Genomic DNA, 19,315 nt, shown 5'->3' with positions numbered 1-19,315 from the left:
ATTAAGTATAGAACGCCCCGCTTTTTTTCTTAACGGCCGTTGGAGTGATTCTTCCTCCTTCCTTAGACCGAAAAAAGACGGAAGAGAACCACCCAGGTCCCTTCCGTCTTGCGTCCGATACTCATTCGAACCAGCCTTTGTTTTTAAACCAAATGAACATACCTACCGCAACCGCAATCATAATGCCCCAAACGACAAAGTAACCATACTCTGTCTCCAGTTCCGGCATATTGACAAAGTTCATTCCATACACTCCTGCAATGAACGTAAGCGGCATGAAGATGACACTGATCACAGTCAGGATCTGCATCGTGCGATTCGTTTCATGAGAGTTCAAAGAGAGGTAACTGTCTCTGATGTCCTGCGTCATATCCCTGTTGGATGCGACCATGTCCGCGACTTTGATGAGATGATCGTGGATGTCTGCAAAATATTCTCTTCGCTCGAATACCCCCTCCAAATGATGGGTGTTCAAAATGCGATACAAAAGATCTCTCATTGGATGCACGGTCTGTCTCAATGTCAGCAGTTCGGCCCTGCGATCAAAGAGTTCTTCCAGTAGTTTTTCCATGGACAGGTTTTTCGTATTGTCTTCGATCTCATTGATGTGGTCCTCGATAGCATACATGATTGGAAAATAATTATCGACAACCTTATCGAGAATTTGGTGGAAAATATAATATTCATCAACGGTGGAGAAATCTTTGGTTCTTCTCACCAGCTCTTTCGCCTGCTCCAATGGTTCATTCTTTTCCTTATGAAAAGAAACAATGGAACATTCGCCAATGAAAACATCGATTTCTTTGCGGGCAAGGTTGGACCGGTCGACGGAATGGATGACAAAAAAGGTGTGATCATCATAATAATCCAGTTTCGGCCGCTGCAGTCCATGCAAACAATCCTCTACAGCCAGGGGGTGGAAATTAAACTGAGATTCTAACAACTCCACTTCCCCTTCTGCTGGATTGTTAAAATCGACCCAATACCAATCCCAATGTTGTTCCGAAAGTTGCTGGATGGATAAACCTTCCTGCAACCCCTTTTCTTTGCTGTATGCCATAATTTCAATCAAAAATCATCACCTACCTATGTACGTCTTTTATTTTTATTCCCCAAGTGTCAAATTTCAAACAAAGCTCTCTTGTTATGATAGGATGAAAGAAAAGCAAAACGGAGGCGTCCATATTTATGCAAAAAATGAACAAAACGACGAAGCTTTACGGCGAACTCGTGACATTGCGCACGATTGAAGAGGAGGACATTCCTACTTTGTATCACCTCATTTATAATGGGGAAAATCCAGAGTGGAAAAAATGGGATGCCCCATACTACCCCCTGGAACCTCATACATTAGATAGTTACCGGAGTCATGAGCTTGCACGTAAAGACCGACTGGAATCCCTTGAACCGGATTCCCGCTTGATCATTGAAGTCGACGGGCAAATCATAGGTACCGTCACCTACTATTGGGAGCATAAAGCCTCCCTCTGGCTCGAAGTCGGCATTGGAATTTACGACCCAGACTATTGGAATGGAGGATACGGATCGGACGCTATGTCCATATGGATCGACCACCTATTCCGTTCCCTTCCTCTCGTTCGTGTCGGTTTGACGACATGGTCGCGAAATGAACGAATGATGCGTGTCGGTAAGAAAATGGGGATGAAGATTGAAGGACGACTGCGAAAATGCCGCATATTTGAAGGAGCATATTACGATTCGATCCGTATGGGAATCCTTCGTGAAGAGTGGATGAAAAAAGCATGAAAGTCTACAAAATCCTGACAAGTGTATTCCTTATGACAACCATAACTTTCGCCTATTTATGGTTGGACAGCAGCCGCTCTGATGAGATTGATACCTTTACTGCAGACGCTGCTTCCTCGGCTTTGACTGATTTGCCATTCATAATAGAAGATATCACGATTTCCTTTGAAGCTTATCACTCGGAAAACACATCTGAAAAAGAACACTTCTATGAAGAAACCCTGCTTGCCCGGAGCTTGCAACGATTAACCAGCAACCAAAGACTTTTGAACGCTGCCGAGAGATCGGACGAACTGGAAAAAGGCTGGTTCCAGGAGTATACCAATCAATTATTCACCCTCCGCTCCACTCTAACCAACCACTCGTTTGAAGCCAAAGGATCAGAAGATTCCGTAACCATACTTTCTGAACTATCCCAGCTCCAGCAGGATATTTCCTACATAGTGGAAAAGGAATCTTTCACTGTTACTAATTCAGATAAAATGAAGGCCCTGACAGAAACACTGCGTAGATTCAATGAAAAATTCCGGTCATAGCAGGATTTAAAAAGAACAGATACCTTTTCAGAAACAAAAAAAGCGAACTCCTGGATGTTGGAGTTCGCTTTTTTCTATTTAACTAAAGTACGCAGTCAATGGTGGAACGATTTGCTTTTTACGGGAAACGACTCCTTTGAGGACGGCCTGATTGCCATCAAGCTCAACGTCGAAAGCTTTAGCCACTGCTTCCGTTTCGTTCCCGACCGCAACAACGGTAGAGTCACTTTCAAGAATGTCTGTCACGACAAGTACAAATAGATCAAGCCCTTTGTCGGATACATTCTTTTCCATCGCCGCTTCTAACTCGCTCTTACGGGAAAGCACATCATCTGTGTCTACTGTGTTGACTTGAGCGATTTCCACTTGTTTATCTCCCATAGAGAATTCTTTTGCATCAAGGGAAATCAACTGTTCTGCTGTTTTATCACTAATGTCCGCTCCTGCTTTCAACATTTGCAGGCCATATTCTTCTGGGTTCACCTCGGCGATCGCTGCAAGCTCTTCCGCTGCCTTGCGATCTTCATCCGTGCATGTCGGAGATTTGAACAATAGAGAATCTGAGATGATTGCAGACAGCATAAGCCCTGCCATCGGCTTAGAAACTTCTTGTCCTTTTTCTTTATACAACTTATTCAAGATTGTCGCTGTACATCCGACCGGCTCTGCACGATAGTATAGAGGGCCTTTCGTTTCAAAGTTCGCGATGCGGTGATGGTCAATGACCTCAAGCACTTGCACATCATCAATATCATCCGCACTCTGCTGGCGTTCGTTGTGATCGACTAGAATGACTTGTTCCACTTCATCCGCTACTGTTTCAACCAGACGAGGCGCATCCACATTGAATTGATCCAATGCGTATTGGGTCTCCGCGTTCACTTCTCCAAGGCGTACCGGCTCCACATCCTCACCGAGCGCTTTTTTCAAATCAGCATAAACAAGTGCGGAAGTGATCGTATCCGTATCCGGGTTCTTGTGTCCGAAAATCAATGTTTTACTCACAAAAAATCTTCCTTTCTTTATCAAGGGTATGTAGGAAAGCATGTCCGACTTGATTATAAAATAGAATGCTGCCTGCGTCCATCTTCTCCTACAAATCCTTTCTATATAAAATAACTATTCCTTATAAAAACTGGATACTAGATAATAGCCGAGAATCACCTGAACGACCGGAGTGATGGAAGGATTGGTTATGAGTGAATAAGGAAGAACCGTATCAAAAGGGATCAAATAAGGAAAAGTCAAAAAGTAGAGTGATAGAAAGATAATCAACCCATGATTCTTTTTCCATCTGACCTTCCCTTTTTGCTTCCAAAATTGAATGAATTTATTGCTTCCCAAAAGGAAACCGACTGGAACAAATGCAAATTGTCCGAAAAAAATATAAAAATAAAAATTTTGCGTCATTTTCACTTGTTGTTGTAAAATCACCATTATGATCGATACGAATAGCAAGTAGCCGAAAACCGCACCAGCATGCATAATTGCAACTATTTTCCCATTCATAAGACCCCTCCTTTTCCTGCATACTCTACCTTATGTGAAAAGGAAGTATTTTCTGCTGGAAAGAGGTTTATGTATAAATTTTCAGGGAATTTAATAAAAAGATGTTTGAGATATGGCTACACTTTGTGTTAGAATTCCTAACATAAGAAAAAGTGAGGTACATATCCATCAATCATAAGGATGAAATCTCATAATAAATAGTTAAAGAGAGGGTAATGTATGAATTACACAAAAGAACAGATTAAGCAGGAAGTAAGAGAAAACAAAGTAGAATTTTTATTACTAGAATTCACAGATATGTATGGGGATACTAAAAATGTAGAACTACCGGTAGAAGAATTAGAAATGGTGCTGGAAAATGAAGCAATGTTCGACAGTTCCTCCATTTCCGGTTTTTCTGATATCCAGGAGAGTGACATGTATCTCTACCCAGATTTAGATACATTCCTACTACTTCCTTCTTTGGTTGACGAAGATCGCAGTGCGCGCTTCATTTGTGATATCTACAAGCCAGACGGCACTCCATTCGAAGGAGACCCTCGTTATATCCTTAAACGTGCGATGCAGGAAGCGGAAGACATGGGCTACACGGTAAACGTTGGTCCAGAACCAGAATTCTTCCTATTCAAGTTAGATGAAGATGGTTATCCCATCCGTCAAATGAACGACCGCGGCGGATATTTCGATGCATCTCCGAAAGACAAAGGGGATAAAGTACGCCGCGACATCGTCCGTACACTTAAAAAGTTCGGATTTGAAATGGAAGCTTCCCACCATGAAGTGGCTATGGGTCAACATGAAATCAACTTCCGTTTCGATAACATGCTGAAAGCAGCAGATAATATCCAAACATTCAAAAACGTTGTTAAAGATATTGCTACAAACCATGACTATCATGCGACATTCATGCCGAAGCCGATCGCTGGTGAAAACGGTTCTGGAATGCACTGCCACCTTTCCCTATTCCAAAACGGGGACAGCGCATTCTATGATGAAGATGCAAAAGATGGCGTTTCTAAAACAATGAAACAGTTCATCGCAGGTATCCTTCATCACGCTCGCGGAATCGCGGCAATTACGAACCCGAACGTAAACTCTTACAAGCGCCTTGTACCAGGTTACGAAGCACCAGTTAGTATTGCATGGTCACACTCTAACCGTAGTTGTATGATGCGTGTACCGACTACACGCGGGAAAGGAACTCGTTTTGAAGTCCGTAACCCGGATCCGACAGCAAACCCTTACTTGACGCTTGCTGTTCTGATCCACGCTGGTCTTGACGGAATCCGTAATGAGATGGACGCTGGTGAAGCGGAAACTCGTAACCTTTATGAAGTAAATGATGGCAGTGTACCGACACTTCCTACAAACTTGAAAGAAGCTCTATCTTCTTTGAAGAAAGACGAACTGCTTATGAACGCTCTTGGCGAGCACACTTCCAAAGTGTTCATTGCAGATAAAGAAGAAGAATGGTCCGAGTACTCCTTGCAAGTCAGCAAGTGGGAAATCGACAAGTATATGAACAAGTAAAAATATCAAAGAGCAGCGCTCCGCTATGGAGTGCTGCTTTTTTTGTTGAAGCTGCATTGCTTGCACGCGGGTCGACTTCTTGTGTGCGACTGCTCTTTTTGCGCGCGACTGCCTCTTTTTGCGCGCGACTGCCTCTTTTTGCGCGCGACTCTTCATCCTTAAGACGGATGAAGAGTCTGATTATATTCCATACGTGCTAACTCTTTATCATCGCCCAATAGAAAAGAGATGCCGGATTTGGCATCTCTTTTCTTCACTTCATGGCGTTTGGACCATGTAACATTCGGTTCGTTCGATGGGTGCCGTAGCGATCTTTCAGCTCCAACCGTTTTCGCTCCCGTTTCAACTTATTGTAGCTTTTCAGTCGTGCTTCATCAAGGTCACCTGCTTCTATCGCCTGTAACACAGCACAGCCGGGCTCCTTGTCATGCTTACAATCTCTGAATTTACAATTGACACTTACGGTCTCAATATCTGAAAATGCCTTGTCGACATCTTCCTCTTTTCCGCCCCAAAGCTGTAACTCCCTCATGCCTGGTGTGTCAATGATGAACGTACCATTCGGCAGCTCGAACAATTCACGGTGGGTCGTCGTATGGCGTCCGCGATCGTCCTCTTCCCTGACACCTTGCGTAATTTGAATCTGGCTGCCTAAAAGATGGTTGATGAGCGTTGATTTCCCTACTCCTGATGAGCCGACAAGAGAAATAGTTTCGCCTGGATTTAATTCGCTCCTAAGTTCTTCCACCCCATCTCCTGTCAAGCTATCGATAGCATAAACAGGAATCCCTGGTGCTACACCTTCAACTTCAGCTATTCGAGCAGAGAAATCTTCACACAGGTCTTTTTTCGTACAGACAACGACAGGGCGTGCACCACTTTCGTAAATTTGCTCGGCATAGCGTTCAATCCTCCGCAAATTGAACTCCTGTGTTAGTGCCGTAACAATAAACACAGCATCAACGTTAGCTGCAATCACCTGTTCTTTGTGACTGCCGCCCGCCTGTTTCCGCGACAAAACTGTTTTCCTCTGCAATACTTGATGGATTTTCGCTCGTTCCCCATGATCATAGGGTTCGAAAACTACCCAGTCCCCGACCGCTGGATAGTCGCTATCAGATGCAGCCATATGATGGAACCGCCCGGAAACTTCTCCGTTCCTTTCACAAGTATCATCGCCCACCACGTACAAGCCATGCGTCAGCCGAGTAATTCGACCAACGCTTTGTCCTGCCTGTACTTGTGTACTAAAAAAATCTTTAAAATCATTCCGTTTCATATTATTCCTCCTGAGTTTTGGAGGACGTTAAGAGTGATGTCCTCCGTGATTCGATCGATTGTTTTGGATAGAAATCATTACATTTGCCATAAAACATCACTCCTGACTTTTTAGTTACTTATAGTATACCAGAAATATTTGTAAGGGAATCAGTCAAACGCCCTTTTTTCATGAATAACCGTTTCATGGCCGCCGGGAAAGTGCAAATGAAACCAACAACCAACCCTCAGCACCTTTTATACCCAGCCTGCTGCACCGTGAAAATTTGTGAGACTCGTCCTCACTTTTAATTTAAGATGCTTATTCAAGGCATGACTGGAAACGCGAGATTAAGGAATCATGTTCCTCCCTGGGCAAGGAATAACTTTTTTGCACAATCCTTGATCCAAATGAATAAACTTAGTTGTTAAAGAATAGTTTTAGTATTATTGACAGGTTTTGAGCGCAATTAATCGGGGTATTCATATTTTTAAATAAAACATAAACAGCCAAAACTAGACGGTTTTTACGGTTGAAACGATTAGGCCAGCATGCTAGTATTTATAATAATATAAATATTCTGAAAATATCAGAAAGGAGAATAACAATGGAGCTAGTTGAACTTTACCCGTGGCTTATACCGAGCCTATTACTGGTGACCGTGGGCACATTGATTGGATCTTATTTCAGTTTCAAAAATGAAAAATATGTGATGATGATGGGAATCGGCATGGTTCAAACCTTTATCAGCACGCTTCTAATCACAAGCGTAGGGTCGATATTATTCGGTATTGGTTTGACACAATTTTACTTAGGGATCGTCAATACGAAAAGGGTGAAAGCTATGAGTCATGAGTAATCATGATCTTATAGGTCTTTCACCCTTTTTTCTATATACACACACAAATGGCCAATGGTCGGAAATCGATCGAATACATCTTCATTAGTGAACTCTTCTATATCCTTCGGTGGAAGATTCCAATGGCGAATGAGAGCTGCAAAGGACTCTAAGAATTTCTCCCTGTCATTCCGATATACGTTTTTCAAAAGAACATTCGTCGTCATGTGTTCTCGCGGATAGTCATAGGTTTCTTCCATATACATCTGTACATAATATACGACACTTCTGTAAATAGCTACAACCACCCGGGGATCCTCTTGCTCCTTCTCTTTTTTTCTCTTTTGAAAGGCCTTAAAATCGTATATTTCCCCCACTCGCCCCCACCTCAATCTTTTATTTATAGATTAATATTTCTTTATCTTCGGCTAAATTCCTTCAAATTCAACAATAATCTTTATAAAAGTTTTACGCTCATGAATAAACACTCCATGTGGTATCCTGTTATAAAGCGCTTATTTCAGTGGAGGTTTTGTTATGTGTAAAAGGAAATGGTTGTTGTTTTTATTCATTATATTTGTCGCCGGATGCAATGCTAATGCGGAGGCAGAAGGACCAACAGAAGTAGTTCCTGTTGAAAATGGAGAAATAGAGATTAAGGCAGAGGATCAAACATCAGAAAAAGAAAAGAAACTGCAATTGACCATTGAAGAGGAATCTTATCCGTTCCTTTATAAAGACTTTCCGATTTTATCCCAGTATGTACATAATTACGATCGACCAGAGGAAAAGCTTCGTCAACTCCCCTTCACGAGAATCAAGGATGACCGCTACCTTGTCGAATTTGCCTGCCATGAAAACAGGTGCTCTCACCTCATGATTGATTTTAAGGAAAAGCATTCCTTTTTAATGAGTGATCTAAGTACACTGATAGAAAGCCAAATTTCACCGGATCAACAGTTTATCGCCTTTTTATTTGAACGAACACAGGAAGACACAAAAAAACATCAGCTGATCGTCATGGACCTGGATCGATTAACACCAGTGGAACTAGAAGCTGGAGCGGACCACCTATTACCTAAACCGAATCAATACCAATACACGATACAATCTGTTACCTTTATGGATGAAGAAAAACTGAAAATCATTAGTGAGGATCCAATGGCTGACGGGGAGAACAAGGAATCAATCTCATCGCTGTGGGTCTATCAATAGGAGGTATTCGATATGAACCAAACCATAGAAACGCTCTTGAACCACCGCTCCATTCGCAAATTCAAAGAGGAGCCTATTACAGAAACCCAGTTGGATACGATTATTTCTGCAGCACAGCAGGCCTCCACTTCCAGCTACATGATGGCATATACGATCATGGGCGTGACAGACGAAGCGAAGAAAGCCAAGCTCGCAGAAATTACCGGACAAGGGTATGTCAAGAATAACGGACACTTGATGATCTTCTGTGCAGACCTTTACCGACATACCCTCCACGCTACACCGGAACAATATGAACAGATGCTTTCAAACCTGGAAAACAGTGAACATTTTCTCGTATCAGCGATCGATGCAGCACTTGCCGCCCAAAATGCAGCAATTGCGGCTGAATCGATGGGGCTTGGTATTTGTTATATTGGAAGTATTCGCAACCAATTGGACAAAGTCGATGAAATTCTCGGCCTGCCGAAACATGTCATTCCGCTCTTCGGAATGGTTTTAGGCGTACCAGACCACCAGCCAGACAAAAAACCGAGATTGCCAAAACAAGCGGTTTATTTTGAAAATGAATACAATCGGGAACATCATGCGGAACTACAGGCTTTCGACCAAACGATTGCAGAGTACTATCAATCACGGCAAACAAATACCAGGAACGATTCCTGGACAGACCAAATGTTGCGCCGTTTCACCAACCCGATGCGCATGGACGTCACAGGCATCGTGAAAAAGAAAGGCTTCAACAAGCAATAAGGAGCATCCAATTATGTATGAAACCATCGCCCTCCATTTGAGAAGCTCAGAAAACATCGTCGTCCTGACTGGTGCCGGCGTCTCTACCGCAAGTGGCATCCCTGATTTCCGCTCGAGTGAAGGTCTCTGGACGGAAGATCATTCACGAGAATATTATATGTCGAGCGATTACTTTTTCCATGATCCCGAAGATTTTTGGAAAAAATATAAAGCGATTTTCCGTATGAAGCTTTTGAAAAATTACCGCCCTAATACTGTCCACCGTTTTATCCAGGAGTTGGAGTCCGAGGACAGGAAAGTTTCTGTTATTACACAGAATGTAGATGGTCTCCATACACTTGCGGGCAGTTCAAAGGTGCTCGAGTATCACGGAACATTGAACCGGTCGAGCTGCCCGACTTGTGGTCGATCCTATTCCCTGGATGATGTAATGGCAGTCCCGGTTCCTGTTTGCAGGGATTGTGGAGACATTCTCAAACCAGACGTCCTTCTTTTTGGCGACCTGATTACGGCACATGACGAAGCGGAAGAGATAATCGAAAATGCTGATTTACTGGTAGTCATGGGGACCTCCCTTTTCGTCACACCATTCAACCTGCTTCCCTATCTCGCATTTGAACAGGACCATACAACGTCAATGATCATCAACAATGAACCGACAGATAAAGACCACCTTTTCGATTACGTTTTGCATGAAGACCTGTCGGAAGCAGTCCGAAAAATAGAGAAGCATCTCAAATAAAAGCAGCCACCGCCTCTCAAAGCGCGGTGGCTGCTTTTTCCATAATCTGTATGACCTGGTGCACCAAATTTTGGTGTACCAGGTCATACAGTTTTTCCCAATTCAGATCATGCCTAATTTTTTAATTAGCGGTTTCAATGTCAGTCCCTGTACGATTAATGAAAACAGGACAACAGAAAAGGTGAGCAATAACACTTGATCTCTTCCGGCAAAATCCATCGGCAGACTTAGAGCCAGAGCTACAGACAAACTACCGCGTAAGCCGCCCCAGTTGATCAGCAAGCGCTCTTTGGACGAAAGCTCTTGGACCCATCCGGTGCCTAGGTACACAGCTATGGTGCGTCCCACTAAAACGATAAGGATGGCCCCGACGATAACGCCCCAATTACCTGCCAGATCAATATTTCTGATTTCAAGACCGACCATCAGGAAAATCAATGCGTTCGCGATTAACGTGACTGAATCCCAAAACGTATTGATGTTCGTTTTCGTCTCCTTCGACATCCCGATCTTCGCACCATAATCTCCAAATACAAATCCACCCACAACAACAGCAATCACACCCGACGTATGGAAATGTTCTGCAATAAAATAGCTTCCGAAAAACAGGAGCGCACTGAAAGCGACCTCAAGAGGATAATCATCAAATACCCGAATCACTTGAGAGAAGAAATAACCGAGTACAAGACCTACGAGCGCGCCTCCTATGGCAAACTTAAGAAACAGGAACACACCGCTTCCTAAACCTGCCCACCCCATTTCCATGTAGGTCAGCAAATAAATGCTGGCAATCTTAAACAGCACCACCGCGATGCCATCATTGAAAAGAGATTCCCCTTCCATGACGGTCGACATTTTTTGTGGGACTCCGAGAGATTTAAAAATCGACAGTACACTGATCGGGTCTGTCGCACTCATCAGCGCAGCAAACGTAAACGCGACCGCCAAAGGTAAATCCAACAGGAAATATGCCGCGGTTCCGATGCAGATGGAAGATACGAATGTTCCTACAAAAGCTAAGCCGAGTACTGTTTTCTTTTGTGAGAAAAGATGATGGAATGGCAGCTTCAATGTCGCATCTCCGAGGAGAATCGGAAGAAACAAGGATATAATGGTCGCCTGAAACACTTCCGATTGAGTGATATACCTCTCTGCATCCTCGATGATCGGCAACTCCGTTAAACCAAGGACTAACCCAACTAAAACCAGTGCGATCGAATCGGGTTCTTTGAGCAGTTTTGCGATGGCGATAACAGAAACTGAAATCGCAAGAAGTAACAAAATTTGAATGAACACATCATGAAATCCATGCATAGGATGACCTCCATTGTAAGATGACAAATATAGTCATTCCCTCATTGGAAACAATCTACCCATGCACTTGCATTTACAAACCACTTATAGGAGATGCCATGAGCCACCACCAAAGATTCACCTCCTAAAATATGTAAGACCTGGTACACCAAATTTTGGTGTACCAGGTCTTACATATTATCCCAATTACTTTCTAAGAATAAAAAAAGCCCAGAGAACAGATTCTCTGAGCTTTCTTTCTATCCGTATAGGCTGACTGTTTTCTTCGATTGGGACGTTTGCTCCTGCCCCATCAGATCGTAGGTGATCAAGGCCGGGCGATGAGTACGGGGGTCTGTAACGATCGAAGCATCAATGTTGAATACACGCTTAAGGACCGAAGAAGTCATTACTTCATGTGCGGTTCCTTCTTTGACAATCGTTCCATTATTCAATGCGACCATATAGTCAGCGAACCTTGCCGCATGGTTTAAATCATGCAAAACCATCACGATCGTCCGCCCCTGTTCACGATTCAACTTTTCCAGCAATTGCAAAACCTCAAGTTGGTGGGCTAGATCCAGATAGGTTGTCGGTTCATCCAACAACAACAACTCCGTTTCCTGCGCAAGCGCCATCGCGATCCAGACTTTTTGCCGCTGGCCGCCTGATAATGCGTCAATCGGCCGCTCTGAAAACGGAAGCACACCTGTGACGTCCAGGGCCCAATGGATGATTTCCCGATCTTCATCCGTCAATTTCCCAAACCCTCGTTGATGAGGAAAACGTCCATATGAAACAAGCTCATAAACTGTAAGTCCATTCGGAGCTTTTGGAGTTTGCGGGAGCACTGCCATCTTCTTGGCAATTTCTTTTGTTGATTCTTTATGAATCGCTTTTCCGTCCAAATAGACGACACCATTCTTCGGTTCAATGAGACGAGACATCGCTTTCAGAATCGTCGATTTTCCGCATCCGTTTGGTCCGATAATCGTGGTGACGTTTCCTTCAGGAATATGCAGATTCAAGTCTTCAACAATTTTGACCTCTCCATAGCCAACTCCTAAATTATTCATGGACATTCTCACCATCACCGAGCACCTCGCCTTTTCTATTTATATTGTATGTATGTTATATATGACAGTAATAATCATTCTCATTTATATTATAACGAAAAAAAAGGATCCGTCAACCTTATTCGACGACTCCTCCGTTAAATATTTCACAATTATGAATCCTTTAGCGTAACCGAAAAATATTGAAACCAAAACCGGAATTCATCAAAGAATATCGACGGGGAAAGCTCGAAATTCTCAAAAAAGTCCTCCAGTTCATCCATCTCTACCTCATCAAATAAACCTGTTACATACAATGGCGTCCGGAAGCGTCTATACATTTCGTCATGACCATACTCACTAAACACCTCTTCCATTTGTTCCTCTGTCATCCTGCCCCTCCTCTTATATGTACGTACTACCATTCTGACGTCCGGATACTTTCTCTATACATCAGAAAAGTTTAGAGGAGAGTATTTCTCTATGGCACATCGATTTTTCACAATCCATCTTTACCTAAAGCCAACATCACCGTCTGCAAAAACATCCCCAGCTTTAAATGAGAAATAAATTCTTCTGCTAAGAAAATACCTCTCAGAAACAAGGGGCCAGGATCCCGGATCAGGATGGAATCTGGACTGGCCATCCAACCCTTTCTCCCAAGTAAAAAGCCCCTCCACAGGAAGGGGCTCACGTTATGGAGACAATGTTAGCACTTCTCCACTCGCATGATCTGTTGACGTCGTATGGTACCTTCCTTCCACCCAGTCTTCCAACTGATCATGATACCAGTCACTGCGAAAATGTCCTGATTGTCCAGGACCGACAACATGATACGCTTCCCTCGTGTCGGCCATATCTATGACGAAGCGCCAGGAAGCCCCGTGGTTGACGAGACCGTCCGTCTTGAAGCCAGCAGCCCTTACCGTCACCCTGCTCCCACTGACTGGATAAGGATCGCCAGGGTTGAGGAACCGCTCAAGAAAACCGATGCTTGATAGCGGGTGGGTGAATTCGACCGCATGAAAATCTCCCCACGCCCAAGCATCCGGATCATCGCCGAACTGTTCGCTCACTTCGGAAAGCGTCTTCCGGTAAGCCTCTGTCACGACCGCTTCCATTCCTCCCGCTTTTTCCATCCATAAAGAATCTTCCCCCATTCTCAATAATTCATCAGTCGTTTGGCCCGAGCCTTTGAAAAACTTTCTCATTGAGTCAGGGAGCTCTTCTCCATACAATTCCTCCTGGATATTGGACATCCATTTATGGAAAACGAGCGGCTGCGGGAGATTACGATCATCTTCCAAATTCCATTCTTCCATTTTAGCAAGCACTTCTCTTTCCAAATCGGATTCTGCCTTTGTTTGTTCCAGCAATAGTGGCATGAATTCTTCTGCCTGCAAATTCTTCACATCCATTTGCATGGCTTGAAAATCTTCCGCTCCTAAATCATTTTTCCCCTCCAACATCTCAGCGATCCGTTGATACCGATAAGGCTGAGCCCAATTATGACTTATGTGATAAGGGTAATCATCACTTGTGATTTTGTTATTCGCTGTTGCGACGAATCCTTCTTCCGGATTGACGACCCGTGGCAGTTCGTCAAAAGATATAAAACCCTTCCATTCGTCTTCTTTCTCCCATCCTCTCATAGGCAGCAGAGCATCATCAGGGTTGTCATAAATCGGAATTCGCCCATTCGCTTTATAAGCAATCGTCCCGTCCTTGCTGGCAAAAACGAAATTTTGCGCAGGTACGAGGAATTTTTCTAACCCTTCCTCAAACGACTCCCAGTCTTTCGCACGGTTGATTTCTAATACAGCCTCAAGCTCTGTTGTTGCATCAAGCGCCGTCCACCGTAGAGACATCACGTTCTCTCCACCTGTTTTCCCGGCATATTCACTGATGACAGGGCCATGCCTCGTTTCGACAACCTCAAGCTCGACCGTCTCCCCATCTTTGACTCCAATCGTCTCCTTCACCACATCCGCTTCTTCCCACTCTTCTTCATATAAAAATTGGTGCGGGTTCTCCGGGTTCCTTTTTTCAAGGTAAAGCTGCTGCACGTCAGGACCGACATTCGTCACGCCCCATGCAATGTCGTCATTATGGCCTAAAATGATCCCCGGCGTTCCTGCAAAAATGACTCCCGACACCTGATAACCGGGAGCATCAAGGTGCATTTGGTACCAGATCGATGGGGTAGCCATTCCTAAGTGCGGATCATCCGCAAGCATCGGCGCACCAGACAGCGTCTTTTCCCCACTTACGACCCAGTTGTTGCTGCCATTGAATTCATGCGGCAAAACGACGTTGGCGAAACTTTTTTCTATATCGACACTTGCTTCAGTTAAAACTGTCGGTGCTCCTTCTGGGTAGGTCGGAAATAGTTCATAAGCTTCCTCTTCCGGAAACTCCTGCAAGAGATAATAGTTGAATGCTTGACGCTCCCAATGCCCACCAAGGTCAAAAGCCATGTATTTGCCGATTGTCACGGAATCGAGCGGTGTCCATGGCTCCGGATCGATCGCCATCATGGCAAACTCCGGTGATAACGGCTCATTCTCTATGAAAGCATTGATTCCATCCGCAAAAGCCTGCAGACGATCCACACTTTCATCGGAATAGACAGCAAGCGATCTTTCTGCCGCTCTCCGCAAACCCAATGTACGGAAATAACGATCTTGATCCACTGTCGCTTCCCCGATCACTTCACTCAACCGGCCGGACGCCTGTCGTCTTGCAAGTTCCATTTGAAAAAGACGATCCTGCGCCTGTACAAACCCTTGTGCCATAAACAAATCCAGCTCATTCTCTGCTTTTATATGCGGCACCCCTTCGTTATCTCTCGTTATCGTTACAGGTGCTGACAACCCATCCATTTGCACTTCCCCACTAGTTTCCGGCAGACTCCTCGGTGTGTAAGCGTTTACAAAAACAACCGTACTAACAATCAATAATACGATGATGCCGATTGTCCACCAGGCAGCCTTTTTCCACCGCCGGCCCGGGCGTTTCTCTTGATCTAGCTTTCTAGCCGTTTCCATACCCCCACCCTCTCCACTTTTTTCTATTATATCTCATTTTCGAGAAATAAAGAGCAGGTTCCTTTATGATTAGGAAAAATTTCAAACGGGTATTACACCTATGTGCTTGAATTAGGAGGTGCGATAAATGGAAAAAATAAAAATTAGTAATACATCAATGGAAGCAAGCCGCATCGGCCTCGGAACATGGGCGATTGGCGGCTGGATGTGGGGCGGAACGGATGAAGAACAATCTATCAAAACGATTCATTCCGCCCTCGATACAGGAATCAACCTGATTGACACGGCACCGGTTTATGGATTCGGACGCTCCGAAGAAATCGTCGGTAAGGCTGTGGAACAGTACGGCCGTCGTGAAGACCTGCTCCTTGCAACAAAGGTCGGCATGGATTGGAATGAGGATACTGTGTTCCGTAATGCCAGTAAAGAACGCATCCACAAGGAAGTCGAAGATTCTTTACGACGCTTAAAAACAGACTATATCGACATTTACCAAGTCCATTGGCCAGACCCGATAACACCGATTTACGAAACAGCAGAAGCTTTATCTTATCTCTATAAACAAGGCAAAATCCGCGCAATCGGTGTTAGTAATTTTTCTCCTGAACAGATGGACATTTTCCGGGAAGCCGCTCCATTGCACACACTACAACCGCCTTACAACTTGTTTGAGCGGGACATCGAAACAAAAACATTGCCTTACGTGCAGGACCACGATGTGACGACCATCTCCTATGGTTCCTTATGCCGCGGTTTACTATCTGGAAAAATGTCCACGAACCGCGAATTCGAAGGAGATGACTTGCGAAATAATGATCCGAAATTTCAACAGCCACGCTTCAAGCAATACTTGAACGCGGTTCAGGAACTCGAACAGCTCGCGGAAAACCGTTTCGGAAAAAGTGTGTTGCAGCTGGCAATCCGCTGGGTTCTCGACCAGCCAGGCTCTGGCATCGCTCTCATGGGCGGTCGTCGACCTGATCAACTGAACCCTGTAGAAGAAATCGACAACTTCGAAATCGACGAAAAAACGATGCATGACATTGACGAAATCCTGCTAAAGCATATCAATGACCCCGTCGGTCCAGAATTCATGGCTCCCCCGGACAGACAGGATTTAGGAATGAAATAAAATAGACTCAAACAAGGATCCTCGTTACCGGGGATCCTTGTTTGTGTTTGTGCAGTAAAATCGGTGCCTGACCCCCACCCTGCTAAAGGGTTAACGGGGTGGGGGTCAGGCACCACAGCAAGGCACCACACCATATTCACCTTATAAAGTTTAGAAACTTTTATTCCAGTCAATCGTATAAAGGAAAGATCGCTAATTTCAGGAGGGAAGCTTTAATGGATATACTTATATGGGTCCTTATCATCGCCTGCTTTATCGCGAGTTTTGCGAGCGTCATCTTTCCGCTCATCCCCGCCCCACTCGTGTTATGGATCGGGTTTCTCGCGTATGCGTTTTTCATAGACGGCAGTGCTTTGTCCATCTTTTTCTGGATCGGAGCCGTCGTGCTCACCGTTCTGCTCATCGTATCCGATATCATCGCCAACAGTTATTTTGTCAAACGCTATGGTGGCAGTAAATGGGGCGAACGCGCGGCGGCCATCGGTGTCATCGTAGGCTCGTTCATCATTCCACCGCTCGGTATTTTAATCGTACCGTTCGTGCTTGTCATCATTGTTGAATTAGTTCAAAAGAGAGCCAACAATGAGGCATTCAAAGCGGCAATAGGATCACTGTTCGGATTTCTCAGTGGAACCTTGGCAAAAATCGTCATTCAGCTGATTATCATTATTTGGTTCTTCTTGGATATATAGGAGGTCCAAAAAAAGCAACAGCAGCACATCCGGAGGAAAGACATCCAGGTGTGCTGCTGTTTTGGAGTTTGTAGTGACATTTGAAATCACCAATATTTACCGGCGATTTCCTGGAAAAGTATCAGCACAGATTAAAAATGCTAATGGATAGGTGAAAAACCAGTGGGGAATCCTCTTATCGTAAAGAATCAAAATCGAGATATCCCTTTATTCTTATCACCTGTTTGTTTCATCCCTCTTAGCCCCTCACTTTTTAGTTTCAAGTGCTTTTTTATCTACTTTTAATGCTTTATTAAAAGAGTACATCATAAGTAGCATGATGATCGAGAACGGAAAGGCTGCTGAGATTAATGCATTCTGCAAGGCCTGCAATCCACCTGTATAGAGGAGAACAGCAGCTGTTGACGATTGAGCAATCCCCCATGCGAATTTGACCGACCTATTTGGATCTAAGGAACCATTTGTCGTCTGCATCCCTAATACGAAGGTGGCTGAGTCGGCGGATGTGATAAAGAATGTCGCAATTAATGTCATAGCTATCAGTGATAACAGAGTGCTGAATGGAAATTGATCAAATAACCCGAACAACATTTGTTCAGGAGCCAGGCTGGCAAGGTCGATTCCTGCATCCTGGATAGATATCGCCGTACTTCCAAAAGCCGAGAACCATAAAAAACTAATAAGAGAAGGTACGAGTAAAACGCCAGAGATGAATTCACGAATGGAACGTCCTCTTGAGATACGGGCGATGAAAATACCGACAAATGGCGACCAAGCAATCCACCAGGCCCAGAAGAATACCGTCCAGTTCTCTACCCATTCCTGTCTTTCTTCATTATTTGGTGCAATTCGTAGACTTTCTTTCGGTAATGTTTGAACATAAGCACCAAGCGAGTCTACGAACATATTCATAATATAGAGGGTTGGACCGATGATCAGCATGATTACAAATAAAAGAACAGCTAGTCCCATATTGGCATTGCTTAAATATTTGATACCTTTACTAACCCCAGTATAGGCTGAAATCATATAAAGGACGGTGACGACAGCAATAATCAGCAATTGGATCCCAAAGCCTTCGCCGATTCCAGTAAGATAGGTGATTCCTCCGTTGATTTGTGCAGCCCCGAACCCAAGAGTTGTCGCTACACCGACAATGGTCGCAAAAACGGCGATTATATCTACCACTGCTCCCCAAGGTCCTTTCATCTTCACTCCAAATACCGGCTCCAATGTAGCACTTATCAGACCTGGTGCTCCACGACGGAATTTAAAGTAGGCTAAAATTAAGCCGACAATGGCATAGATGGCCCATGCATGGATTCCATAATGGAAAAAAGTAATACTCATGGCATCCCTGAGCGCTGCTGGTGAACCTGGTTCAGCGTAAGGAGGATTTACGATATATTGCTGCAAAGGAGCAGCAGCACCATAAAACACTAAACCAATCCCCATCCCTGCACTGAACAACATGGCAAACCATGTGGCATAACTGAAATCCGGTTTCTCTCCCGGTTTACCTAATTTCATTTTTCCGTAAGGACTGACGATCAAGTATATGCAGAAAATAACAAATACCGTAACTATCAACAAATAATACCAGCCAAAATTGATGGAGATAAAAGATTGAATGTTGCTTGTTACTTCCTCTAGCACTTGGGGTAAAATAGATCCAGAAAAAATCATAAGGATCGTAATTGCGAGTGAAATCCAAAACACTGATGTAACTTGCTTCATAGCCTTCACCTTTCCAATCCAAGAGATTACAACTTATATTTTCCCCCGGCAGGAAGTTTTATTACTTAATAGGAGCAGGGAGCAAAAACCGCTTTTTCCTGATCGGAATCAGAGACGTGGATTACTTCTATTTTTCAGGAGTGAAGGGTATTTGATAAATATTAGCTTAAGAAAGAGGTATGATTAGATCTTCCTCTTTTTTCAACAAAAA

General features: G+C 44.0%; 20 protein-coding genes. 9 read left to right on the top strand and 11 right to left on the bottom strand.

All coding sequences use genetic code 11. The features are described from left to right. Window positions 1–121 precede the first annotated feature (121 nt). The gene (gene corA, locus BMZ58_RS10050; protein WP_075036429.1) at window positions 122–1,072 is read right to left on the bottom strand and encodes a magnesium/cobalt transporter CorA; all 951 of its coding nucleotides are present in this window, start codon (window positions 1,070–1,072) and stop codon (window positions 122–124) included. A gap of 116 nt (window positions 1,073–1,188) precedes the next feature. Between corA and BMZ58_RS10045 the strand changes: the two genes are divergently transcribed. Next, the gene (locus tag BMZ58_RS10045) at window positions 1,189–1,767 is read left to right on the top strand and encodes a GNAT family N-acetyltransferase (RefSeq protein ID WP_083412674.1); all 579 of its coding nucleotides are present in this window, start codon (window positions 1,189–1,191) and stop codon (window positions 1,765–1,767) included. Then, window positions 1,764–2,303 carry a hypothetical protein gene (locus BMZ58_RS10040; protein ID WP_075036428.1) on the top strand — a complete coding sequence of 180 codons (540 nt, stop codon included), beginning with the start codon at window positions 1,764–1,766 and terminating at the stop codon, window positions 2,301–2,303. The genes BMZ58_RS10045 and BMZ58_RS10040 overlap by 4 nt, the downstream gene beginning before the upstream one ends. Before the next feature lie 78 nt (window positions 2,304–2,381). On the opposite strand, the gene BMZ58_RS10035 is transcribed toward BMZ58_RS10040, so the two are convergent. Next, the gene (locus BMZ58_RS10035; RefSeq protein WP_075036427.1) at window positions 2,382–3,308 is read right to left on the bottom strand and encodes a manganese-dependent inorganic pyrophosphatase; all 927 of its coding nucleotides are present in this window, start codon (window positions 3,306–3,308) and stop codon (window positions 2,382–2,384) included. A 114-nt stretch (window positions 3,309–3,422) separates the two neighbouring features. Continuing rightward, a complete protein-coding gene (locus BMZ58_RS10030) occupies window positions 3,423–3,812 on the bottom strand; it encodes a hypothetical protein (protein WP_075036426.1) in 390 nt (129 codons plus the stop codon). Between the two features lie 219 nt (window positions 3,813–4,031). On the opposite strand from BMZ58_RS10030, the gene BMZ58_RS10025 reads away from it, so the two are divergent. Then, on the top strand, window positions 4,032–5,342 hold the full coding sequence (locus BMZ58_RS10025) for a glutamine synthetase family protein (protein ID WP_075036425.1): 1,311 nt from the start codon (window positions 4,032–4,034) through the stop codon (window positions 5,340–5,342). Between the two features lie 253 nt (window positions 5,343–5,595). Here BMZ58_RS10025 and rsgA read toward each other — a convergent pair whose 3' ends face one another. Continuing rightward, on the bottom strand, window positions 5,596–6,621 hold the full coding sequence (rsgA, locus tag BMZ58_RS10020; protein ID WP_075036424.1) for a ribosome small subunit-dependent GTPase A: 1,026 nt from the start codon (window positions 6,619–6,621) through the stop codon (window positions 5,596–5,598). 586 nt (window positions 6,622–7,207) lie between these two features. On the opposite strand from rsgA, the gene BMZ58_RS10015 reads away from it, so the two are divergent. After that, window positions 7,208–7,459, top strand: a complete 252-nt coding sequence (locus BMZ58_RS10015) for a hypothetical protein (protein ID WP_075036423.1) — start codon at window positions 7,208–7,210, stop codon at window positions 7,457–7,459. An 8-nt stretch (window positions 7,460–7,467) separates the two neighbouring features. Here the strand turns inward: BMZ58_RS10015 and BMZ58_RS10010 are convergent, their stop codons facing one another. Beyond that, on the bottom strand, window positions 7,468–7,815 hold the full coding sequence (locus BMZ58_RS10010) for a hypothetical protein (RefSeq protein ID WP_075036422.1): 348 nt from the start codon (window positions 7,813–7,815) through the stop codon (window positions 7,468–7,470). Between the two features lie 160 nt (window positions 7,816–7,975). Between BMZ58_RS10010 and BMZ58_RS10005 the strand changes: the two genes are divergently transcribed. From BMZ58_RS10005 to BMZ58_RS09995, 3 genes are read left to right on the top strand one after another with little or no spacing between them, the layout of a single operon-like run. Further along, window positions 7,976–8,653: a hypothetical protein gene (locus BMZ58_RS10005; RefSeq protein WP_075036421.1), complete on the top strand. Its 678-nt coding sequence runs from the start codon at window positions 7,976–7,978 to the stop codon at window positions 8,651–8,653. Window positions 8,654–8,665: 12 nt separating this feature from the next. Beyond that, entirely contained in the window at window positions 8,666–9,406 is a 741-nt protein-coding gene (gene nfsA / locus BMZ58_RS10000; protein WP_075036420.1) for an oxygen-insensitive NADPH nitroreductase, read from the top strand. 13 nt (window positions 9,407–9,419) lie between these two features. Further along, window positions 9,420–10,148 carry an NAD-dependent protein deacylase gene (locus BMZ58_RS09995; RefSeq protein ID WP_075036419.1) on the top strand — a complete coding sequence of 243 codons (729 nt, stop codon included), beginning with the start codon at window positions 9,420–9,422 and terminating at the stop codon, window positions 10,146–10,148. 102 nt (window positions 10,149–10,250) lie between these two features. Here the strand turns inward: BMZ58_RS09995 and BMZ58_RS09990 are convergent, their stop codons facing one another. The 5 genes from BMZ58_RS09990 to BMZ58_RS09975 form a co-directional block, all read right to left on the bottom strand. After that, complete coding sequence (locus tag BMZ58_RS09990) at window positions 10,251–11,462, bottom strand: cation:proton antiporter (protein ID WP_075036418.1); 1,212 nt, start codon at window positions 11,460–11,462, stop codon at window positions 10,251–10,253. Window positions 11,463–11,701: 239 nt separating this feature from the next. Beyond that, window positions 11,702–12,532: an ABC transporter ATP-binding protein gene (locus BMZ58_RS09985; protein WP_075036417.1), complete on the bottom strand. Its 831-nt coding sequence runs from the start codon at window positions 12,530–12,532 to the stop codon at window positions 11,702–11,704. A 137-nt stretch (window positions 12,533–12,669) separates the two neighbouring features. Next, the gene (locus tag BMZ58_RS09980; RefSeq protein WP_075036416.1) at window positions 12,670–12,888 is read right to left on the bottom strand and encodes a hypothetical protein; all 219 of its coding nucleotides are present in this window, start codon (window positions 12,886–12,888) and stop codon (window positions 12,670–12,672) included. A 107-nt stretch (window positions 12,889–12,995) separates the two neighbouring features. Continuing rightward, window positions 12,996–13,142: a hypothetical protein gene (locus BMZ58_RS21110; protein WP_167360062.1), complete on the bottom strand. Its 147-nt coding sequence runs from the start codon at window positions 13,140–13,142 to the stop codon at window positions 12,996–12,998. Between the two features lie 49 nt (window positions 13,143–13,191). Continuing rightward, the gene (locus BMZ58_RS09975) at window positions 13,192–15,543 is read right to left on the bottom strand and encodes a penicillin acylase family protein (RefSeq protein ID WP_075036415.1); all 2,352 of its coding nucleotides are present in this window, start codon (window positions 15,541–15,543) and stop codon (window positions 13,192–13,194) included. Window positions 15,544–15,670: 127 nt separating this feature from the next. Here BMZ58_RS09975 and BMZ58_RS09970 point away from each other — a divergent pair, with 127 nt between their 5' ends. Next, a complete protein-coding gene (locus tag BMZ58_RS09970; RefSeq protein ID WP_075036414.1) occupies window positions 15,671–16,675 on the top strand; it encodes an aldo/keto reductase in 1,005 nt (334 codons plus the stop codon). 215 nt (window positions 16,676–16,890) lie between these two features. Then, the gene (locus BMZ58_RS09965; protein WP_075036413.1) at window positions 16,891–17,367 is read left to right on the top strand and encodes a DUF456 domain-containing protein; all 477 of its coding nucleotides are present in this window, start codon (window positions 16,891–16,893) and stop codon (window positions 17,365–17,367) included. A gap of 246 nt (window positions 17,368–17,613) precedes the next feature. Here BMZ58_RS09965 and BMZ58_RS09960 read toward each other — a convergent pair whose 3' ends face one another. Next, a complete protein-coding gene (locus BMZ58_RS09960; protein WP_075036412.1) occupies window positions 17,614–19,104 on the bottom strand; it encodes a glycine betaine uptake BCCT transporter in 1,491 nt (496 codons plus the stop codon). Window positions 19,105–19,315: the final 211 nt, after the last annotated feature.

Source organism: Halobacillus dabanensis (assembly GCF_900114165.1).
GTDB classification, from domain to species: domain Bacteria; phylum Bacillota; class Bacilli; order Bacillales; family Halobacillaceae; genus Halobacillus; species Halobacillus dabanensis.
The sequence above is the reverse complement of the archived record's forward strand: the minus strand, read 5'-3'. Positions and strand labels throughout refer to the sequence as shown.

Excerpts from the sequence above, each read along its gene's own strand:
- BMZ58_RS10015 (WP_075036423.1), top strand. The coding sequence starts at position 7,208 with ATGGAGCTAGTTGAACTTTACCCGTGGCTTATACCGAGCCTATTACTG.
- BMZ58_RS10030 (WP_075036426.1), bottom strand. The coding sequence starts at position 3,812 with ATGAATGGGAAAATAGTTGCAATTATGCATGCTGGTGCGGTTTTCGGC.
- BMZ58_RS10040 (WP_075036428.1), top strand. The coding sequence starts at position 1,764 with ATGAAAGTCTACAAAATCCTGACAAGTGTATTCCTTATGACAACCATA.
- BMZ58_RS09970 (WP_075036414.1), top strand. The coding sequence starts at position 15,671 with ATGGAAAAAATAAAAATTAGTAATACATCAATGGAAGCAAGCCGCATC.
- BMZ58_RS09965 (WP_075036413.1), top strand. The coding sequence starts at position 16,891 with ATGGATATACTTATATGGGTCCTTATCATCGCCTGCTTTATCGCGAGT.
- BMZ58_RS10025 (WP_075036425.1), top strand. The coding sequence starts at position 4,032 with ATGAATTACACAAAAGAACAGATTAAGCAGGAAGTAAGAGAAAACAAA.
- BMZ58_RS21110 (WP_167360062.1), bottom strand. The coding sequence starts at position 13,142 with ATGGCCAGTCCAGATTCCATCCTGATCCGGGATCCTGGCCCCTTGTTT.
- BMZ58_RS09990 (WP_075036418.1), bottom strand. The coding sequence starts at position 11,462 with ATGCATGGATTTCATGATGTGTTCATTCAAATTTTGTTACTTCTTGCG.
- BMZ58_RS10045 (WP_083412674.1), top strand. The coding sequence starts at position 1,189 with ATGCAAAAAATGAACAAAACGACGAAGCTTTACGGCGAACTCGTGACA.
- BMZ58_RS09975 (WP_075036415.1), bottom strand. The coding sequence starts at position 15,543 with ATGGAAACGGCTAGAAAGCTAGATCAAGAGAAACGCCCGGGCCGGCGG.
- nfsA (WP_075036420.1), top strand. The coding sequence starts at position 8,666 with ATGAACCAAACCATAGAAACGCTCTTGAACCACCGCTCCATTCGCAAA.
- BMZ58_RS09995 (WP_075036419.1), top strand. The coding sequence starts at position 9,420 with ATGTATGAAACCATCGCCCTCCATTTGAGAAGCTCAGAAAACATCGTC.
- BMZ58_RS09985 (WP_075036417.1), bottom strand. The coding sequence starts at position 12,532 with ATGGTGAGAATGTCCATGAATAATTTAGGAGTTGGCTATGGAGAGGTC.
- rsgA (WP_075036424.1), bottom strand. The coding sequence starts at position 6,621 with ATGAAACGGAATGATTTTAAAGATTTTTTTAGTACACAAGTACAGGCA.
- BMZ58_RS10005 (WP_075036421.1), top strand. The coding sequence starts at position 7,976 with ATGTGTAAAAGGAAATGGTTGTTGTTTTTATTCATTATATTTGTCGCC.
- BMZ58_RS09980 (WP_075036416.1), bottom strand. The coding sequence starts at position 12,888 with ATGACAGAGGAACAAATGGAAGAGGTGTTTAGTGAGTATGGTCATGAC.
- BMZ58_RS09960 (WP_075036412.1), bottom strand. The coding sequence starts at position 19,104 with ATGAAGCAAGTTACATCAGTGTTTTGGATTTCACTCGCAATTACGATC.